Source organism: Rathayibacter sp. VKM Ac-2803 (assembly GCF_009807175.1).
Classification (GTDB): domain Bacteria; phylum Actinomycetota; class Actinomycetes; order Actinomycetales; family Microbacteriaceae; genus Rathayibacter.
The window spans coordinates 2,930,040-2,946,941 of sequence record NZ_WUCD01000001.1; the positions used below are offsets into that span (position 1 = coordinate 2,930,040).

Consider the following 16,902-nt stretch of genomic DNA (forward strand, 5'->3'; position numbering starts at 1 on the left):
CGGTCACTTCTCCTCGGCGCCGGACCGGGGCGCGTCGGCGTCCGCGACGACCTCGGGGTGCCCGTCGTGCATCTCGATGTGGCTGTGCTCGCGGCGCATCTTCAGGAGGCTGGCCGCCGTCGCGACGGTCATGCTGACGACGATCACGGCGAGGGACGTCCACGTGTCGATGTCCCAGACCGGCACCGGCTCGCCGCCGTTGATGAAGGGCAGGTCGTTCTTGTGCAGAGCGTGCAGCACGAGCTTCACGCCGATGAACGCGAGGATGAACGCGATGCCGTACTTGAGGTACTCGAGCTTGTCGATCAGGCCGCCGAGCAGGAAGTAGAGCTGGCGGAGCCCCATCAGAGCGAAGATGTTCGCAGTGAAGACGATGAAGGGACTCTCGGTGATGCCGAAGATCGCCGGGATCGAGTCGAGCGCGAAGAGCAGGTCGGTCGATCCGATCGCGAGGAACACGATCAGCATCGGCGTGAAGTAGCGCGTGCCGTCGATCGTGGTGCGGATCTTCGAGCCGTCGAAGCTGTCCGAGATCTTCACGCGGCGGCGGAGGAGCCGGATCAGCAGGTTGTCGGTGCCCTCGCTCTCGTCCTCCTTGCCGAACGCCTGGTTGTACGCGGTGTAGACGATGAAGGCGCCGAAGAGGTAGAAGATCCAGCTGAAGCTCTCGATGAGCTGGGCGCCGAGCAGGATGAAGACCCCGCGGAAGATCAGCGCGATGATGATGCCGACCATCAGCACTTCCTGCTGGTACTTCGGCGGCACCGCGAAGCGCCCCATGATGATGACGAAGACGAACAGGTTGTCGATCGAGAGGCTGTACTCGGTCAGCCAGCCCGCCAGGAACTGCCCCGCGGTCTCACCGTCGCCGAGCACCAGCATCGCCAGCGCGAACAGCAGCGCGAGGCTGACGTAGAAGCCGACCCAGAGGCCCGACTCCTTCAGACTGGGGACGTGCGGCCGCTTGTAGACCAGCAGGAGGTCGGCGGCGAGGATCAGGCTCAGGACGACGAAGGAGCCGACCACGAACCAGACGGGCAGATCGATCATGGGAGGGGCCTTTCGGAGGTGGGTGGAGGGCCGTCGGTCTCTCCCCGGGGTCTCGGACGGCCTCGCCTGTCCGCTCACCCGTCCCGCCCCGGCATCGCGGCGACGCGAGACGTGCTGACGGGGTGGGAAGGTCGGGATGCTCCCCTTCGCGGATGCGAGCCTAGCGTCGATCCTGCGCCCGGTCTGCGGGTGGGCACGACGGGGTGGACCGTGCTCGGGAGGTGTGTCAGGGGCGCCGGGTGTTAACGCGAGAAGGCCCCCGGCGAACCGGGGGCCTTCTCGATGTTGCCGTGGTGACCCCAGCGGGATTTGAACCCGCGTTACCGCCGTGAGAGGGCGACGTCCTAGGCCGCTAAACGATGGGGCCGCGTTTTTGCAACTCGAAGAGTGTTGCACACCGGTCCGCACCGGTGCAAATCGACGGAGGCGCTCCGCCTTGCACCCGCGCGCCGCCCGCGGTTAGCTCGGGGCATGCGACTGACCAAGCTCGAGCACGCCACTCTCGTCGTCGAGGAGGCGGGTGCCCGCCTCGTGATCGACCCCGGCTCCTTCACCCGTCCCGTCGAGGGGACCGCCGACACCGTCGCGGTGGTGATCACGCACGAGCACGCCGATCACTGGACCCCGGAGCAGCTGGAGCGCCTGCGCGCCGCGAACCCCTCCCTCCGCGTCCTCGGACCCGCCGGAGTCGCCGCCGCCGCCGAAGGTCTCGACATCGAGACGGTGGCCGAGGGCGACACGATCGAGGTCGGACCGTTCGAGTTGCGCTTCTTCGGTTCGCGGCACGCGGTGATCCACCGCTCGATCCCCGTGATCGACAACGTCGGCGTGCTCGTGAACGGCCGCCTCTACTACGCGGGCGACTCGTTCACCGTGCCCGCCGATGTCGACGTCGAGATCCTGGCCGCCCCCTCCGGCGCTCCCTGGATGAAGATCGCCGAGTCGATCGACTACGTGCTCGAGCTCGCGCCGCGGCACGCGTTCGCGACGCACGAGGCGGTGCTCTCCGAAGCGGGCCAGAAGCTCGGGCACGACCGCCTGGGCTGGGCCGTCCGAGAGGGCGGCGGCGAGTACCACGCGCTCGCGGCCGGCGACGTGCTCGAGCTGTAGCGGCCAGGAGAGCGCGCAGTAGAGAGGAGAGGCTCGATGAGCCGGGCTCAGCCCGCCCAGCCGGGGGCGTCGGAGCCGGTGACGCTCGCCAGGTCCGCGCCGAACTCGAAGCTCCAGTGGGCCGAGTCGCCGTCGTTCAGGACGCCGGGCAGCCAGAACCGCGCGTCGTCCCACATCTGCGCGTACGGCACGTCGGCGACGGGCACGAACTCGGCGGCGAGCTCGTTCGAGTCGACGACCTCCCCGCTCCAGCGCCGGCAGACGAACACGTGCGAGCGCTGGCTCCACGCCGGGCGGTGCGGGAAGCGGTAGTCGAGGCGTCCGCGGGGGTCGAGGTCGCGCGGGTCCGCCACGAGACCCACCTCCTCCTCGAGCTCGCGGACCGCGGCGTGCGCCGGTGTCTCGCCGGGCTCGAGCTTCCCGCCCGGTGCGACGATCCGTCCTTCGCCGAGACCGCGGCGCTTGCGGCCGAGCAGCACCTCGACTCCGCTCGCCGCCTCGCGCAGGACGTAGACGACGCACACCTCCGGCAGCTCGTGCACGCGCACCTCCGCTCGCCGCGGCGGGGGGCCGATGCGCCGCCGTCGTAGGCTAGCCGGGTGACGACGACCGCGCTCGAGCGCTTCCAGGCCCTGCTGCGGGTCGACACGGTGTCGCACTCCGATGAGTCCCTGACCGACTGGAGCCGCTTCGACGTCTTCGTCGATCTGCTCGAGCAGCTGTACCCGGCCCTGCACGCGGCACTCGAGCGCGAGATCGTGGCCGGTCACTCCGTCCTCTGGCGGTGGCGGGGCGCCGAGGACGGCGACCCCTCGGTCCTGATGGCCCACTACGACGTCGTGAGCGTGACTCCCGAGGACTGGTCGAGCGCGCCCTTCGCCGCCGACACAGTGCTGCGCCCCGACGGGCGCACGTCGATCATCGGCCGCGGTGCCGTCGACGACAAGGGCTCCCTCGTGACGCTGCTCGAGGCCGTGGAGGCCGCGGTCGTCCGCGGCGAGCAGCCGAGGCACGACGTCTACCTCGTCTCCACCCACAACGAGGAGACCGCCGGAGACGGCGCGCCCGCGGTCGTGACCCTGCTCGCGGCCCGCGGGATCCGGCCGCGCCTCGTGCTCGACGAGGGCGGGAACGTGCGGCGGGGCATCCTCCCCGGCGTCACCACTCCGATCGCGGTCATCGGCGTCACCGAGCGCGGGATCATGAACCTCGAGCTGACCTGCCACGACGCCGGCGGGCACGCCTCCGCTCCCCCGCCCCTGCCGGGGATGCTCGCGACGCAGCGCCTCGCCCGGGCGATCCACCGCCTCACCGAGAACCCGTTCCCCTCGACGCTCCCGGAGCCGATCGCGGAGCTGGTCAAGGCCGCGGCCCCCTCCGCCGATGCCGCGCACGCGGTCTGGTACGCGCACCCGCACGAGCACCCCGACGCCGTCATCGGCGCCCTCGCCTCGCACTCCAACCGCTCGGCCGCGATGCTCCGCACGACCGTCGCCGTCACCCAGCTCCGCGGGAGCACCGGCGCGAACGTGCTCGCCTCGACCGCCAGCGCCGTCGCCAATGTCCGGATCAACCCCGGAGGCACCGTCGCCGGAGTCGTCGAGCGCATCCGCGCGGTCATCGACGACCCCGAGGTCGAGATCGAGGTGCGGGTCGCCCACGAGCCCTCCCCCGTGTCGTCGACGGGCACGCCGGGCGACGGCGGCCCGTACGACGTGCTGCACGGCGTCGTGCGCGAGGTGTTCCCGGAGGCCATCGTCGCCCCGTACGTGCAGACCGGCGGCAGCGACGCCCGCCACTTCCACGCGATCAGCGACGGCGTCTACCGGTTCATCCCCTTCGAGATCAGCCCGCAGCAGCAGCTCGGCATCCACGGCGCAGACGAGTCGATCGAGATCGACCAGTTCGAGCGCGCGATCGTCTTCTACGCGACGCTGCTCACCCGCCTCTGAGCCGGCCCCCCCTCTGAGCCGACCCGACTCCGGCTCGACGCGCGTCGGTGCACCCGGGCGCGAGAACGAGTCCGATTCTGGGAAAAGCGTTCGATGACGCGCCGATCCGTGTTGGCCCCGCGTTCACCCGGGGATGATGGACTGGCGTTCGCGGGTGCACCTCTGGATCCCGCGGAGAAGCTCCGCTAGTGTCGATGCTGAAACATCCGATTCAGCTCCCGCAGATCGTGAAACTCGAGGATCATGACCGTCCGTCAGGCCGAGTACCCCCGGCCCAACCACTTCATCCTTCACCTCAGCGACACGCACTTCATCGCCGGAGCCGGGGGCCTCTACGGCTCCGACGTCGACAGTGAGGCGCAGCTCCGCCGCCTGTTCGACGAGCTCGAGGAGTCGGGCGGCCGCCCCGAGGCGATCGTCATCACCGGCGATCTGGCCGACAAGGGCGAGCCGGAGGCGTACGCCAAGCTCCGCGCCGTCGTCGAGCCGGCCGCCGCGCGCCTCGGTGCCGAGGTCATCTGGGTGATGGGCAACCACGACGACCGCGGTGCTTTCCGCTCGGGGCTGCTCGACCAGCTGCCGACCACGCAGCCGATCGACCGCGTGCACAACGTCAACGGGCTGCGGATCATCGCGCTCGATTCGACGGTCCCCGGTGCGCACTACGGCGAGATCTCGGACGCCCAGCTCGACTGGCTCGCCGAGGAGCTCTCGAGCCCGGCGCCGCACGGGACGATCCTGGCGCTGCACCACCCGCCGGTCCCGAGCGTGCTCGACCTGTCGGTGCTCGTCGAGCTGCGCGACCAGCCCGCACTGGCCGAGGTCCTCGAGGGGTCCGACGTCCGCAGCATCATCGCCGGCCACCTGCACTACTCCTCCACCGCCACCTTCGCGGGGATCCCCGTGTCGGTCGCGTCGGCCACCTGCTACACGCAGGATCTGAACGTCCCGGTGGGCGGCACCCGCGCCCGCAACGGCGCGCAGGCCTTCAACCTCATCCACGTCTACGACGGCACGGTGCTGCACTCGGTCGTGCCGATCGGCGCCTCCACCGAGGTGTCGTACGTCTCGGCGAACGAGACCCAGCGGATCCTCGCCGACCACGGCGTCGAGATCGCGCCGGCCACAGCGGCTCCGGTCACCCGCGACGAGGCGCTCTACCCGCCGGTCGCCGAGCCGATCGGCGTCAGCGCCTAGGTCCTGCTCCTCGAGGGAACCCCGGACCGTCGAGACCGCCGCCGGCAGCGGGGCGTCCCGACGGTTCGGGGTTCCCTCGGTCGACGGCGCCCGACGCGTCAGCGCTCGGGAGGCCTGCGCGCGCGGTCCTTCGCGAACAGATGGCCCGCGAAGGCGAGGGCGGCTCCCAGCGCGAGGCCGACGCCGATGCCCGAGCCGACTCCGATGCCGGGGAAGACGAGCGCGCTCGCCACCCCGAGCAGCAGCCCGAGCACTCCCCCGCCGACGGCCCAGCCCACGGTCAGTCCTCGCGCTCCCACGGAGCCGGGATCGGGTAGTACTCCTCGAGGAACCCGATGACGGCCTTCGTGCGCGCCTCCGCCGAGATCTCGGGGAAGCTGCCGTCGTTCAAGCAGAAGAAGTCGACGCTGCGGTTCTTCAGCAGCTTCTTCATGTCCTTGAGCCCCTGGTGCATCGTCGTGTCGACGTACTTGACCGAGGCGTTCTCCTGGACGACGGCGCGCCCCGTCATCAGCGCGTAGTAGTGGTAGAGCGAGTTGGTGACCGAGACGTCGCTCGACGAGCGGAAGCGGCTCGCGGCGGTCGCGGTGAACTCCGGCTCGAACTCGGCCTCGAGCTCGGCCATCACCGTCTTGCGCAGCGGAGTCGCCGCGTGCTCGAGGTGACGGGTCGTCATGGCGCCGAACCGCTCGCGCAGGAGGCGGCGGTTGACGCGGGCGGCGTTCTCGAACCCGCTGCGCGCCGCGTTCGAGTCGCCCATGCCGATGCGCGTGGTCGCCTCGATGAACTTGGTGATGCCTCCGGGCGAGAAGAAGATCGACGGATTCACGGGACGGCCGAAGAACATGTCGTCGTTCGAGTAGAGGAAGTGCTCGGCGAGACCCGGGATGCGGTGCAGCTGGCTCTCGACCGCGTGCGAATTGTGGGTCGGCAGCACCGACAGGTCGCGGAAGTGGTCCTCGCTGCGCACCAGGGTGACGTCGGGGTGGTCCTCGAGCCATTGCGGACGGGGCGAGTCGGTGACGATGAAGATCCGGCGGACCCACGGGGCGTACATGTAGACGCTGCGCAGCGCGTACTTGAGCTCGTCGATCTGGCGGAAGCGCGCGGGAGCGTCGTCGCCCTCGCCGACGACGTAGCTGGCCATCCGCGCCGCGCGGGCGCGCTGGAACTCGAGGTCGGTGCCGTCGACCCACGAGAAGACCATGTCGACGTCGAAGCGGATGTCGCTGACGAGGGGCTCGAACATGCCCTCGAAGGTCGGCCAGGTGCGTCCGTAGAGCTCGACGTGCGCGTCGATCGCCTCGGTCACGGGCAGGCTGTTGCGCATCAGGGCGTTCTCAGCGGGCGTGATGATCTCCTCCTCGCCCACCTTCCAGAACTCCAGGCGCACGCCGCTGCGCGCGCCGTAGCGGAGTGAGCCGTTCGGCGAGACGCGCGGGCGGAAGAGCGAGAAGACGGCGGCGCGCGGATACGGGGCGATCATCCCCTCGGCGAGGAGCTGGGCGGGAGTGCCGCGCTTGTCGAGGGTCTTCACGTAGAACGGCTCGGTCGCGAAGGCGCGCGCGAGCAGCGTCGCCAGCTCGGCGCCGAGCGATCGGTCGATCGCGAGGAAGGGCGATCCGTCGTTGCCGCGGATCAGCCGGTAGGGGAACTCGGCCTCGTCCAGGACCTCGCCGAGGGCGACGAGGTCCTCCGTCCACGCCGCGCGGGGGGTCGTACTCGAGTTCACCAGTGAGAACAGGCCGGCATGGACCACGACGTCGTCGCGGTCGAAGTGGCGCGGACGCAGGAGGGGTGAGGGCAGAGCACGGACGGAAGGCATGAGTCCCATTATCCGCCGCCGGGGTTTCCCCTGTGTTACCGGCAGTTCACCTTGACAGGGAGTGCAGACGCGCCAGGGCGGCATCGCCCGCCGCACCCGCCTCGCGCGCGCGCTGCGCCTGGTCGGCGAAGACCACTCCGAGCAGGAATGCGGGCTCTCCCCGCTTCTCGGCCGAGACCGCCCAGGCGCGCACCGTCTCGCGCAGCGCGGCCGCGTCGCGCTCCTCTCCGAGGGCGTCGGCGACGCGCTCGGCGGCCGACTCGAGCGCGCGATGCCGCTTCTTCACCACCGACGGCACGACCGAGGTCCAGGCCTGCACGAGGTAGCGGAGGCGCTTGGCGGCCTTGCGGATCTCGTGCCGGGCGGTCTCCGCCTCCTCCGCGGGTGCGCTACTGGCCCGCTCGAGGCGCGCCAGCTCCTTCTCGACCGAGCGATCGAGGAGCTTCTTCGCACTCGATCCGGCCCGCTCCGTGAGCGGCGGATCGGCGAGCAGCGCGTCGATCGAGGCCAGCAGAGCGAGGTAGCGGCCGCCGCGCAGGGTCCGCGAGACGCGGGAGAGGGCCGTCGCGTGCCTCCGCTCGCCCGCATCGAAGAGGGTGTCGTAGGCGGAGGAGAGGCCCGGCGACTCGTCCGCAGCCGCATCGATAGCGGTGCGCAGGCGATCCGCGAGCACCTCCTCGTCGCGCGCCGCCCCGAGGACGGCGGCCAGCCAGCGGAGCTCGTCGCGGAGGGGGTCGGTCGAGGCGCGCTCGAGGACCGACCTCGACCCTGCGAGCACGGTGCGCAGGCGTCGCGTGAGCACGCGCATCCGGTGCAGCGCGTCGTCGGTCTCGAGGCGCACGTGCGGGTCGATCGACCGCAGGTCGCGCAGCAGGGCGCGGATCGCGGCGAGCGCCGCCTCTCCGCCGTCGCCCGGGGTGGCGGAGGACTCGTCGATAGGACCGCCGGTCGCGCGCGCGAGCTTCGAGGCGCTCGCGGCGGGTCGGGCCCCGGCCTCGAGCAGACGGGCCTCGATCGCGTCGAGCGCTGCCTCGCCCTCGGCACCGTGCACGTCGACCAGCTCGACCTCCCACTCGCGCCAGCGCCGCTCCTGCCCCGACCGCACGTCGAGCGCGATCACGAGATCGTCGGCGATCTCGGCGAGGAGGCGCCCCTCGCCGTCGGCCGCGCGGGTGATCCCGCGCACCGTCTCGAGCACCGCCAGCGGCTCGAGGCGGGCCCGCGCGACGTGGGCGAGGACGGGCTCGCGCACGGCGGCCGGCACGGTGCTCGTCGATGTCAGCGGCGCGTGGATCTCGGTGCGTCCCGCGGAGCCGGGGAGCTTCACGTGCCAGCCCTCGTCCGCTCCCCCGACACGGCGACGGAGGGTGATGCGGCCCCGAGAGAGGGCGCGGTCGGCGGTGTCGAAGTACTCGGCGCGGAGGGTCACCGGCTCCTCGCGGACGATGCTCGCGACCGCTCCCGCGCCGACGAGCTCGGGCAGCTCGGCCTCGGCGTCCACGTCGTACTTGCGCTCGACCTCGGTCTGCACGCTGCGGGAGGGGCTCGTCTTCTTCGCTGGATCGCTGGCCATGCTCCATTGTGCGCACGAGGCGGCACCGTCGAGGACTCCTCCCGCGCGCGCCGCCTAGGCTGGAGTGATGACTGCGCCCGTCCCTCCCGTCGCCCGTCGCATCCCCCTCGAACGCCGTCATCACGGCGATCTCGTGATCGATCAGTACGAGTGGCTGCGGCAGAAGGAGGACCCGGAGGTCCTCGCCCACCTCGAAGCCGAGAACGCCTACACCGACTCCGTGCTCGAGCCGCTGGCGCCGTTGCGGCAGACGATCTTCGACGAGATCCGCTCGCGCACGAAGGAGACCGACCTGTCGGTGCCGGTGCGCGAGGGCGCCTGGTGGTACTTCTCGCGCTCGTACGAGGGCCGCCAGTACGCGGTGCACTGCCGCGCCCCGATCTCGGGTTCCGACGACTGGACGCCTCCGTCGATCGCCGAGGGCGGCTCGCTCGAGGGCGAGCAGATCGTGCTCGACGGCAACGCGGAGGCGGAGGGCCACGACTTCTTCTCGCTCGGCAGCTTCGACGTGTCGAGCGACGGCCGCTACCTGCTCTTCGGCACCGACGTCGAGGGCGACGAGCGCTACACCCTCCGCATCCGCGACCTCTCGACCGGCGTCGACCTGCCCGACGTGGTCGAGGGCACGGGCGGCGGCGCGACCTTCGGCGCCGACGCGCGCTTCGTCTTCTACCCCACGGTCGACGAGTCGTGGCGTCCCGACACGGTCTGGCGCCACGAGGTGGGCACCGACTCCTCCGCCGACGTGACGGTCTTCTCGGAGCCGGACGAGCGCTACTGGATCGGCATCGGCCTCACCCGCAGCCGCCGCTACCTGGTGATCGAGATCGGCAGCAAGATCACGAGCGAGTGCCTGCTGCTCGACGCCGACGACCCGACGGGCGAGTTCCACTCCGTCTGGCCCCGCCGCGAGGGCGTGGAGTACGAGGTCGAGCACGCGGTGGTCGACGGGCGCGATCGGCTCCTGATCGTGCACAACGACGGCGCCCTCGATTTCGAGATCGTCGAGGAGCCGGCCGATCTCGGCCTGAGTCCCGAGCAGCGCGCCGAGGAGCGCCGCGTCGTCGTCCCGCACTCCGCCGGTCGCCGCATCGAGGGTGTCGACGCCTTCGCGAGCCACGTCGTCGTCTCCTACCGCTCCGAGGGCGCGACCCGCCTCGGCCTCCTGCGCGACGGCTCAGGCGAGGCGTCGCTCGAGGAGATCGTCTTCGACGAGCCGCTCTACGACGCCGGGCTCGCGGGCAACCCCGAGTGGGAGCAGCCCGCGCTCCGCCTGGCCTACACCTCGTTCGTGACGCCCGCGACGGTGCTGGCGCTCGATGTGGCGACCGGCGAGCGGACCGTCCTCAAGCAGCAGCCGGTGCTCGGCGACTACGACCCCGAGCGCTACGTGCAGCGGCGCGAGTGGGCGACGGCGGCGGACGGCACCCGCATCCCGCTGTCGCTCGTCTGGCGGCGGGACGCGGCCGACCCCGACAGCGCGCCGGCACCCCTCGTGCTCTACGGCTACGGCTCGTACGAGGCCAGCATCGACCCCGGCTTCTCGATCCCCCGGCTCTCGCTGCTCGACCGCGGAGTCGTCTTCGCGATCGCGCACGTGCGCGGGGGCGGCGAGATGGGCCGCTCCTGGTACGAGAACGGCAGGACGCTCACCAAGCGCACCACCTTCACCGACTTCGTCGACGCGGCGCACCACCTGATCGAGGCCGGGTTCACGACTCCGGAGCGGCTCGTCGCCCAGGGAGGCTCGGCGGGCGGTCTGCTGATGGGCGCGGTGGCGAACATCGCCCCGGAGTCGTTCGCCGGGATCCTCGCGCAGGTGCCGTTCGTCGACGCGCTCACCTCGATCCTCGACCCATCGCTGCCGCTGACCGTCATCGAGTGGGACGAGTGGGGCGACCCGCTGCACGACCCCGAGGTGTACGCCTACATGAAGTCGTACTCGCCCTACGAGAACGTGCGCGAGGGCGTGCGGTACCCGCGGATCCTCGCCACCACGAGTCTCAACGACACCCGGGTGCTCTACGTCGAGCCGGCGAAGTGGGTCGCGAGGCTCCGCGAGGTCGGGGCGCCGGCGCTCCTCAAGATCGAGATGACCGCCGGGCACGGCGGGGTGAGCGGACGCTACGAGCGCTGGCGCGAGGTCGCCTTCGAGTACGCGTGGACGCTCGACGTGCTCGGGCTGTCCTGAGGGCGCACCGCGGGAGTGGCGCGCTCCGGATCACCGGGGCGCGCCGCAAGCCCCAGCTGCCCGACACGCGAGCCCGTTAGGGTCGGGGTGCCGACGAAGGGGAGAGCCGACCAATGAGCGCAGGCCTATCGATCGACCGGGCCACGGCCTGGGTGGCGGAGCAGCGGTGGTACGCGAGCAAGGGGCGCAGCCCCGTTCTCGAGGTCCGCGGGGAGTGGGTGCTCCGGCGCGCGGGCGGGGACGTCGTCGTGACGCTCGTCATCGACCGCGCCGGGACCAGCCCCGTGCTGTACCAGGTGCCGGTGACCGTGCATCCGGAGCCCGTCGAGGGCCTCGAGGACGCGCTGATCTCGAGCGACGACGGCCGGTACGTCTACGACGGGCCGCGCGACCCGTTCTTCGCCGAGGCGCTGCTCGAGATGATCGCCGACGACCGCTCCTCCGACGCCGACGGCGCGCTCGGACACGCGCGTGCCGACGGCCACCGCCAGCCGGGCGCCGTGATCGGCGCGTTCGCGTCCTCGCGGATCCTGAGCGGCGAGCAGTCGAACACCTCGATCATCGTGCAGACCACCGCGGAGGACGGCTCGGCCGCCACTCCCGTGATCGTGAAGGTCTTCCGGGCGCTGCACCACGGCGACAACCCGGACGTCACCGTGCAGTCGGCCCTGAACGCGGCCGGCAGCACGCTCGTCCCCCCGGTGATCGGCAACGTCACCGGCGAGTGGGACGACAGCGGAGAGGAGTCGGGCCGCGCGTTCGGCCATCTCGCCTTCGCCCAGGAGTTCCTCCCCGGCGTCGAGGACGCCTGGCGCGTCGCTCTCGAGGCCGTGGGCACCGACTCCGACTTCACCGGCCCCGCCCGCGAGCTGGGCCTCGCGACTGCCGAGGTGCACGCCGTGCTGGCCGACGTCATGGAGACCGAGGACGCCTCGCCCGAGGTGATCGAGCGGATGATCGGCAGCATGCGCCGCCGCCTCCGGATCGCCTCGGCCGAGGTGCCCGTCATCGCCGAGGACGCGGAGGCGATCGACGCCGTCTTCCGCGCGGCCGCCGACGCGCCGTGGCCGAGACTGCAGCGGATCCACGGCGACTACCACCTGGGCCAGGTGCTGTCGGTGCCCGGCCGCGGCTGGGTGCTGCTCGACTTCGAGGGCGAGCCGCTGCGACCGATGAACGAGCGGCGGATGCCCGACATCGCCCTGCGCGACGTGGCGGGCATGCTGCGGTCGTTCGACTACGCCGCGGGCGCCTCGGAGCAGGACTCCCCCGGCACGTCCCGGTCGGCCTGGGCGGCCGCGACGCGCGCCGCGTTCCTCGAGGGCTACACGGAGCGGGCGGGAGACGCCGTCACTGCACATCGCGCCGTGCTCGACGCGTTCGAGCTCGACAAGGCCGTCTACGAGGCGATCTACGAGGCTCGCAACCGCCCGGGCTGGTTGTCCATCCCCGTCGCCGCGGTCCAGCGTCTCGCTGCGCACTCGTAGGGTTCAGAGATGAGCGAACGCGACACGACCCCCGAGCCCCTCGATCCGCTGAGCGACTTCTCCCTCCCGGGCGACGCCGATCTGCACGTGGAGGGCGACGCCTCCGGAGCCGACGGCGCCGAGATCGCCGAACCGGGAGACGACGAGGACTGACTCCCTTGCGGGGGTCGACTCCGCGGAGAGACGATGGGGCTCATGGGTGAGCTCGTCGTGCAGCAGTTCGTCTCGGCCGACGGCTTCGCCGCGAACGCCGACGGAGTGTTCGACGTCTTCGAGGGCGTCGGCACCGAGATGGCCGACTTCGAGGAGCGCAACGCGGCGCGGATGTCCGGCGTCGACGCGATCCTGCTCGGTCGCGCCACCTACGAGATGTTCGTGCAGTACTGGCCGACTCCCGCCTCCGACGCCGAGGTGATCGCGGAGGCGATCAACAGCACGCCGAAGCACGTGGTCTCGGCGACGCTGACGCAGGCGCCGTGGGGGTCGTTCGCACCCGCCAGGATCATCGGCCTCGAGGAGATCGACGCGGTCGTCGCGTCTCCGGGCGAGACCCTCGTCTGGGGCAGCCTGGCGCTGACGCGGCACCTCTTCGCGGCGGATGCCGTCGACCGGGTGCGACTGGTGGTGCTGCCCACGGCGATCGGACGCGGCGTGCCGTGGTCGCCTCCGGAGACACCGCTCGCGCTCGAGCTGCTCGACGTCGCGCACTTCGGCAACGGGATGGTCGAGACGGAGTACCGGGTCGCCCGCCGCTGAGCGCGCTCGGACCGCGGCGGGTCAGCCGCCCATCTCCGGCTCGGCCCAGGAGGCGATCTCGGACCCGGCGTCGGCGCAGTCGCCGGACAGCTCGGTGACCAGTGCGCTCCAGTCGTCGGCGACGGGGTCGTAGGTCCAGCGCCCGGCGGCGGTCTCGGCCTGCCGCAGGTGGTCGCGGATCGCGGTCACCGACGCGGTGATCGCCGGGTCGTCGGATCGGACGGTGGAGAGCTGGAAGGCCTGGCGCTCGAGGAACGATCGGTACGACTCCTCCGACACCTCGCCGCTGTCGCGGAACCACCGCATCGTCCACTCGAGGCTGAACAGCGAGGTGTAGCGGCCGCAGGCGTAGGACGCGCTCAGATCCTGCTCGCCGGCGGTGCGGTCGAGGGGCTCGGCGGTCGCCGTCACGGTGACGGTGGGAACCGGTGCCTCCGCCTCGGCCGCGGCACAGCCGGTGAGCAGCGCGACGGACGCGAGGACGGCACCTCCCCCGCGGAGTGCGGTGATCCGACGTCGTCCGGTCTGCGTGTCCCCCATGCGGCGACCCTACCGACTCCGAGGCGAGCAGCGGGATCTGGCCGCTGAGCGAGTCCTCCCGCGCGAAGGCGACGGTCTCGCGACGGCGACGTGACGCGTTCGCGTCACGGGACCCCTCCGATGGGTGACGCGGGCGGGGTGTTCGGGACTCTGGTCGGACCCGAACCGACCGACTCCGAAAGGCAGCCCGTGAACACCACCTCCTCCTCCCCCGAGCCGTCCCGCTCGCTCTCGCGTCGCACCCTGGCGACCGGCGCGGCCTGGTCGCTCCCCGTGATCGCCGTCGCCGCCTCCGCCCCGCTCGCGTCCGCCTCCCCCGGCACCGCGCCCTGCATCGACCCGGCCGACGGTGCCTGCATCGCGGACTGGAAGGGCGACCACCATTACGGCAGCGACGAGCACGACCCGGCGCGCCGCTCGTACGACTTCCCCGTGTTCGTCACCGACGCGGCCGGCACGGCCGTCGAGGACGCGACCGTGACCGTGCTCGCCTCCGGCTCGAACTCCGATGGCGACCTGCTGGGTGTCTACGCCTACCCGGCGCCCTCGAACGGCGGACCCGAGAGCTCGCCGAGCCCCGCCGCGACGCTGACCCACGGGCCCGCCGGTCGCTACCTCTTCGCGGTGAACACGCAGAACCTCTCGACGCACGAGCGCCCCGCGACGGCGACGCTGACCATCACGGCGACCACGTCGGCCGGCAGCGCGACCTCGGTCGTCACGGTGCAGTTCTCCGAGACGGACTGACCGCTCGAGCGCGGCGGTGCGATCTGCAGGCGGTGGGGCGAGAACGCCGCCGATCAGGCGGCAGGATCGACCGGATCCGCGGGATCGCCTGCAGACCGCACGCCGCGCTCCCCACCACCGCACGACGCCGGCTCAGTCGCCGCCGGAGCGGACCGTCCTCGGGGTCGCCCCGAGCTGCGCCTTCATCGCCCCGCGCAGGTGACGCGTCGAAGTGAACCCCGACCGGTTCGCGGCCTCCCTGATCGACACGCTGCCGCGTCGACCCTCCCGCAGCAGCTCGTGCGCGAGACGCAGGCGCTCCACCCGGAGCTCGCCCGCCAGCGACGAGCCGACGAGCCGGAAGTCGCGCTGGAGGGTCCGCACCGAGACACCGAGCTCCGCGGCGACCGAGGCCGGGGTCGTTCCCGGATCGGAGGCGGTCGTCTCGAGGACGCGCCGGGCGCGCTCGACGCGCGACGCCTCCTGAGGACGCTGCGGACCCCGCCCGTTCTGCAGCAGCAGGACCGCGAGCACCTGCAGCACGGAGTCGGCCGTCGCGTCCTCGGTGCCGTCCGGCTCGGGCGTGTTCAGCAGCGCGGTGAAGAACGCCCGGAGCGGCGTGATCAGGTGCGACGCGAGCGGGACGCCCTCGTCGAGGGAGTCGACCGCGACTCCGAGCGGTCGCAGACTGTCGATCGAGACGGTGACCTGCAGCGAGTCGACCGGCATGCTCGCGTGGTGCTCGGCCAGCGGCCCGCGGACGAACGCGGCCTGGCCGGCCCTCAGCCCGTGGCGGCTCCCGGTGAAGGTCAGCTCGCCGTCGAGCAGGAAGAGCACGGTGACGACCTCCTGCCGAGCGGAGTCGCTCACCGTCACCGGCGACTGGCGCACCCTGACCAGGGCGACGTCCCGGGTGATCCGGCGGCCCCGGCCCAGCAGGTAGTGGGGCCCGCCGCCCGCGAAGACGACGCTCGCCGGGAGGTCGTCGACCGAGCCCGGGCCGAGATGGGTCCATTCGATGGGCGCGTGCACACGTGCTCTTCCGATCACGGACCGCTGCGACCCCTCGGGGCGGTCCTCCGGCGGTACTCGAGCTGCGGCGGAGGTGCGTGCATCACCTCGCCCGGGGTCAGGGGGACGGGGTGGACCGGCAGTGAGCGACGTCAGTCCGAGCGTAGGAGTGACCCTCGAACGGGAGTAATCGACACGAGAGGCTTGCGCTCCGCAGTGGGATCGTGACCCTAGAGCCAGCCCCACTTCTTGAACAGCCGGTGCAGGACGACGCTCGAGGCGAGCATCGCACCGAGCGCCGCGGGGTAGCCCCAGGCGAGGTGCAGCTCGGGCATGGCGTCGAAGTTCATGCCGTACACGCTCGAGATCATGGTGGGCGCGAAGAAGATGGCGGCCCACGCCGAGATGCGCTTGACCTCGTCGTTCTGCTGGTTGCCCGCCTCCGCCAGCTTCTTCATGTCCTCGTTCTGGCGCTGCGCGACGAGAGTCGCGTTCACGGCGAGGATCTCGCGCAGCGTCGTGCGGAAGCCGTCGACCCGCTCGTTCACTACCGCGACGTGGTCGGCGACGTCGCGGATGTAGCGGCGCAGCTCGACGTCGGACTGGAAGACCTCGAAGTCGGTGACCAGGCGGCCGAGCATGCCGACGAGCGGCGAGACCGCCCGCTGGAAGTCGAGGACCTCCTGGCTGAGCTCGTAGATGCGCCGCGACACGGCGGGGTCTCCCTCGAAGACCTGCGCCTCGATCTCGTCGATGTCGTTCTCGAGGCCGGCGACGACGGGCGAGTACTGATCGACCACGGCGTCGAGGATCGCGTAGAGCACGGCGACGGGGCCGACGCGCAGCAGCGCGGGGTCGGCCTCCATCCGCCGGCGCACGAGCGAGAGGTCGGGCTTCTCGGAGTGGCGCACCGTCACCACGAAGTTCGGCCCGACGAACAGGTGCAGCTCGCCGAAGTCGACCTCCTCGCGCTGGTCGGAGTAGCTGGCCGCGCGGAGCACGACGAACATGTCGTCGCCGTAGCGCTCGAGCTTGGGGCGCTGGTGGGCGCTGATCGCGTCCTCGATGGCCAGAGGGTGCATCGAGAACTCGTCCTCGAGCGAGGAGAGCTCCGCCTCCGTCGGCCGGTAGAGGCCGATCCACGCCATCGCGTCGGGGAGCTTCTGGAGGGCGGCGAGCGCCTCCGGGATGCTGTGCGGCGAGACGATCCGGCGGCCGTCCTGGTAGATCGCGTTGTCGACGGTGCTCGTCCGCACGGGCTCCTCGGGCGGGCGGATCCGCTCGATCGGACTGGTGTCCTCCGCCACCGCGCGCGTGCGCGAGCCGAGTCCCAGGATCGTGGAGGGGACGCGGGGCAGTCTCATCCCGTGCTCCTCTCGTCGTGGCCGACGACCTATTGTGCACCCGCCGGTGAACGAGAGGTGTCCGAGCGCGCGGCCGGTGTCGGAGGTGCTCAGTAGCCTGGACCGGCACGACGGCAACCC

The 16,902-nt window shown here is 71.5% G+C and carries 16 protein-coding genes and 1 tRNA gene; 8 read left to right on the forward strand and 9 right to left on the reverse strand.

Annotated elements, in window-relative coordinates:
• Nucleotides 1-3: 3 nt before the first annotated feature.
• Together GRS96_RS13745 and GRS96_RS13750 are read right to left on the reverse strand one after the other, a co-directional pair.
• Nucleotides 4-1,050, reverse strand: a complete 1,047-nt coding sequence (locus tag GRS96_RS13745; protein ID WP_159988737.1) for a TerC family protein — start codon at nucleotides 1,048-1,050, stop codon at nucleotides 4-6.
• A gap of 291 nt (nucleotides 1,051-1,341) precedes the next feature.
• A tRNA-Glu gene (locus GRS96_RS13750) sits at nucleotides 1,342-1,417 on the reverse strand.
• A 104-nt stretch (nucleotides 1,418-1,521) separates the two neighbouring features.
• On the opposite strand from GRS96_RS13750, the gene GRS96_RS13755 reads away from it, so the two are divergent.
• Nucleotides 1,522-2,160 (forward strand): MBL fold metallo-hydrolase, encoded by a 639-nt coding sequence (locus tag GRS96_RS13755; RefSeq protein WP_159988738.1) that lies wholly within the window; start codon nucleotides 1,522-1,524, stop codon nucleotides 2,158-2,160.
• A gap of 47 nt (nucleotides 2,161-2,207) precedes the next feature.
• Here the strand turns inward: GRS96_RS13755 and GRS96_RS13760 are convergent, their stop codons facing one another.
• Nucleotides 2,208-2,702, reverse strand: coding sequence for an 8-oxo-dGTP diphosphatase (locus GRS96_RS13760; protein WP_159988739.1), 495 nt, complete (start codon nucleotides 2,700-2,702; stop codon nucleotides 2,208-2,210).
• A gap of 57 nt (nucleotides 2,703-2,759) precedes the next feature.
• Here GRS96_RS13760 and GRS96_RS13765 point away from each other — a divergent pair, with 57 nt between their 5' ends.
• Together GRS96_RS13765 and GRS96_RS13770 are read left to right on the forward strand one after the other, a co-directional pair.
• Nucleotides 2,760-4,112, forward strand: coding sequence for a M20/M25/M40 family metallo-hydrolase (locus GRS96_RS13765; protein WP_159988740.1), 1,353 nt, complete (start codon nucleotides 2,760-2,762; stop codon nucleotides 4,110-4,112).
• 243 nt (nucleotides 4,113-4,355) lie between these two features.
• On the forward strand, nucleotides 4,356-5,309 hold the full coding sequence (locus tag GRS96_RS13770; protein WP_159988741.1) for a phosphodiesterase: 954 nt from the start codon (nucleotides 4,356-4,358) through the stop codon (nucleotides 5,307-5,309).
• Between the two features lie 98 nt (nucleotides 5,310-5,407).
• Here GRS96_RS13770 and GRS96_RS13775 read toward each other — a convergent pair whose 3' ends face one another.
• From GRS96_RS13775 to GRS96_RS13785, 3 genes are read right to left on the reverse strand one after another with little or no spacing between them, the layout of a single operon-like run.
• Nucleotides 5,408-5,587 carry a hypothetical protein gene (locus GRS96_RS13775; protein ID WP_159988742.1) on the reverse strand — a complete coding sequence of 60 codons (180 nt, stop codon included), beginning with the start codon at nucleotides 5,585-5,587 and terminating at the stop codon, nucleotides 5,408-5,410.
• A 2-nt stretch (nucleotides 5,588-5,589) separates the two neighbouring features.
• Entirely contained in the window at nucleotides 5,590-7,134 is a 1,545-nt protein-coding gene (locus tag GRS96_RS13780; protein ID WP_236553626.1) for a stealth conserved region 3 domain-containing protein, read from the reverse strand.
• Between the two features lie 46 nt (nucleotides 7,135-7,180).
• Nucleotides 7,181-8,707 (reverse strand): CYTH and CHAD domain-containing protein, encoded by a 1,527-nt coding sequence (locus GRS96_RS13785; RefSeq protein ID WP_159988744.1) that lies wholly within the window; start codon nucleotides 8,705-8,707, stop codon nucleotides 7,181-7,183.
• A 67-nt stretch (nucleotides 8,708-8,774) separates the two neighbouring features.
• On the opposite strand from GRS96_RS13785, the gene GRS96_RS13790 reads away from it, so the two are divergent.
• The 4 genes from GRS96_RS13790 (at nucleotide 8,775) to GRS96_RS13805 (ending at nucleotide 13,141) form a co-directional block, all read left to right on the forward strand.
• Nucleotides 8,775-10,898, forward strand: coding sequence for a S9 family peptidase (locus GRS96_RS13790; RefSeq protein WP_159988745.1), 2,124 nt, complete (start codon nucleotides 8,775-8,777; stop codon nucleotides 10,896-10,898).
• Nucleotides 10,899-11,011: 113 nt separating this feature from the next.
• Nucleotides 11,012-12,385: a maltokinase N-terminal cap-like domain-containing protein gene (locus GRS96_RS13795; RefSeq protein WP_159988746.1), complete on the forward strand. Its 1,374-nt coding sequence runs from the start codon at nucleotides 11,012-11,014 to the stop codon at nucleotides 12,383-12,385.
• A 9-nt stretch (nucleotides 12,386-12,394) separates the two neighbouring features.
• Nucleotides 12,395-12,538 carry a hypothetical protein gene (locus GRS96_RS13800; RefSeq protein ID WP_159858708.1) on the forward strand — a complete coding sequence of 48 codons (144 nt, stop codon included), beginning with the start codon at nucleotides 12,395-12,397 and terminating at the stop codon, nucleotides 12,536-12,538.
• Between the two features lie 42 nt (nucleotides 12,539-12,580).
• A complete protein-coding gene (locus tag GRS96_RS13805) occupies nucleotides 12,581-13,141 on the forward strand; it encodes a dihydrofolate reductase family protein (RefSeq protein WP_159858711.1) in 561 nt (186 codons plus the stop codon).
• Between the two features lie 21 nt (nucleotides 13,142-13,162).
• On the opposite strand, the gene GRS96_RS13810 is transcribed toward GRS96_RS13805, so the two are convergent.
• Nucleotides 13,163-13,681 carry a hypothetical protein gene (locus tag GRS96_RS13810; RefSeq protein WP_159988747.1) on the reverse strand — a complete coding sequence of 173 codons (519 nt, stop codon included), beginning with the start codon at nucleotides 13,679-13,681 and terminating at the stop codon, nucleotides 13,163-13,165.
• Nucleotides 13,682-13,870: 189 nt separating this feature from the next.
• Here GRS96_RS13810 and GRS96_RS13815 point away from each other — a divergent pair, with 189 nt between their 5' ends.
• Nucleotides 13,871-14,428 (forward strand): transcriptional initiation protein Tat, encoded by a 558-nt coding sequence (locus GRS96_RS13815; RefSeq protein ID WP_159988748.1) that lies wholly within the window; start codon nucleotides 13,871-13,873, stop codon nucleotides 14,426-14,428.
• Between the two features lie 132 nt (nucleotides 14,429-14,560).
• On the opposite strand, the gene GRS96_RS13820 is transcribed toward GRS96_RS13815, so the two are convergent.
• Together GRS96_RS13820 and GRS96_RS13825 are read right to left on the reverse strand one after the other, a co-directional pair.
• A complete protein-coding gene (locus GRS96_RS13820; RefSeq protein ID WP_159858717.1) occupies nucleotides 14,561-15,439 on the reverse strand; it encodes a helix-turn-helix domain-containing protein in 879 nt (292 codons plus the stop codon).
• A gap of 209 nt (nucleotides 15,440-15,648) precedes the next feature.
• Nucleotides 15,649-16,782 carry a magnesium and cobalt transport protein CorA gene (locus GRS96_RS13825; RefSeq protein WP_159858720.1) on the reverse strand — a complete coding sequence of 378 codons (1,134 nt, stop codon included), beginning with the start codon at nucleotides 16,780-16,782 and terminating at the stop codon, nucleotides 15,649-15,651.
• Nucleotides 16,783-16,902: the final 120 nt, after the last annotated feature.

Excerpts from the sequence above, each read along its gene's own strand:
- GRS96_RS13745 (WP_159988737.1), bottom strand. The coding sequence starts at position 1,050 with ATGATCGATCTGCCCGTCTGGTTCGTGGTCGGCTCCTTCGTCGTCCTG.
- GRS96_RS13755 (WP_159988738.1), top strand. The coding sequence starts at position 1,522 with ATGCGACTGACCAAGCTCGAGCACGCCACTCTCGTCGTCGAGGAGGCG.
- GRS96_RS13770 (WP_159988741.1), top strand. The coding sequence starts at position 4,356 with ATGACCGTCCGTCAGGCCGAGTACCCCCGGCCCAACCACTTCATCCTT.
- GRS96_RS13780 (WP_236553626.1), bottom strand. The coding sequence starts at position 7,134 with ATGCCTTCCGTCCGTGCTCTGCCCTCACCCCTCCTGCGTCCGCGCCAC.
- GRS96_RS13785 (WP_159988744.1), bottom strand. The coding sequence starts at position 8,707 with ATGGCCAGCGATCCAGCGAAGAAGACGAGCCCCTCCCGCAGCGTGCAG.
- GRS96_RS13790 (WP_159988745.1), top strand. The coding sequence starts at position 8,775 with ATGACTGCGCCCGTCCCTCCCGTCGCCCGTCGCATCCCCCTCGAACGC.
- GRS96_RS13795 (WP_159988746.1), top strand. The coding sequence starts at position 11,012 with ATGAGCGCAGGCCTATCGATCGACCGGGCCACGGCCTGGGTGGCGGAG.
- GRS96_RS13800 (WP_159858708.1), top strand. The coding sequence starts at position 12,395 with ATGAGCGAACGCGACACGACCCCCGAGCCCCTCGATCCGCTGAGCGAC.
- GRS96_RS13805 (WP_159858711.1), top strand. The coding sequence starts at position 12,581 with ATGGGTGAGCTCGTCGTGCAGCAGTTCGTCTCGGCCGACGGCTTCGCC.
- GRS96_RS13810 (WP_159988747.1), bottom strand. The coding sequence starts at position 13,681 with ATGGGGGACACGCAGACCGGACGACGTCGGATCACCGCACTCCGCGGG.
- GRS96_RS13825 (WP_159858720.1), bottom strand. The coding sequence starts at position 16,782 with ATGAGACTGCCCCGCGTCCCCTCCACGATCCTGGGACTCGGCTCGCGC.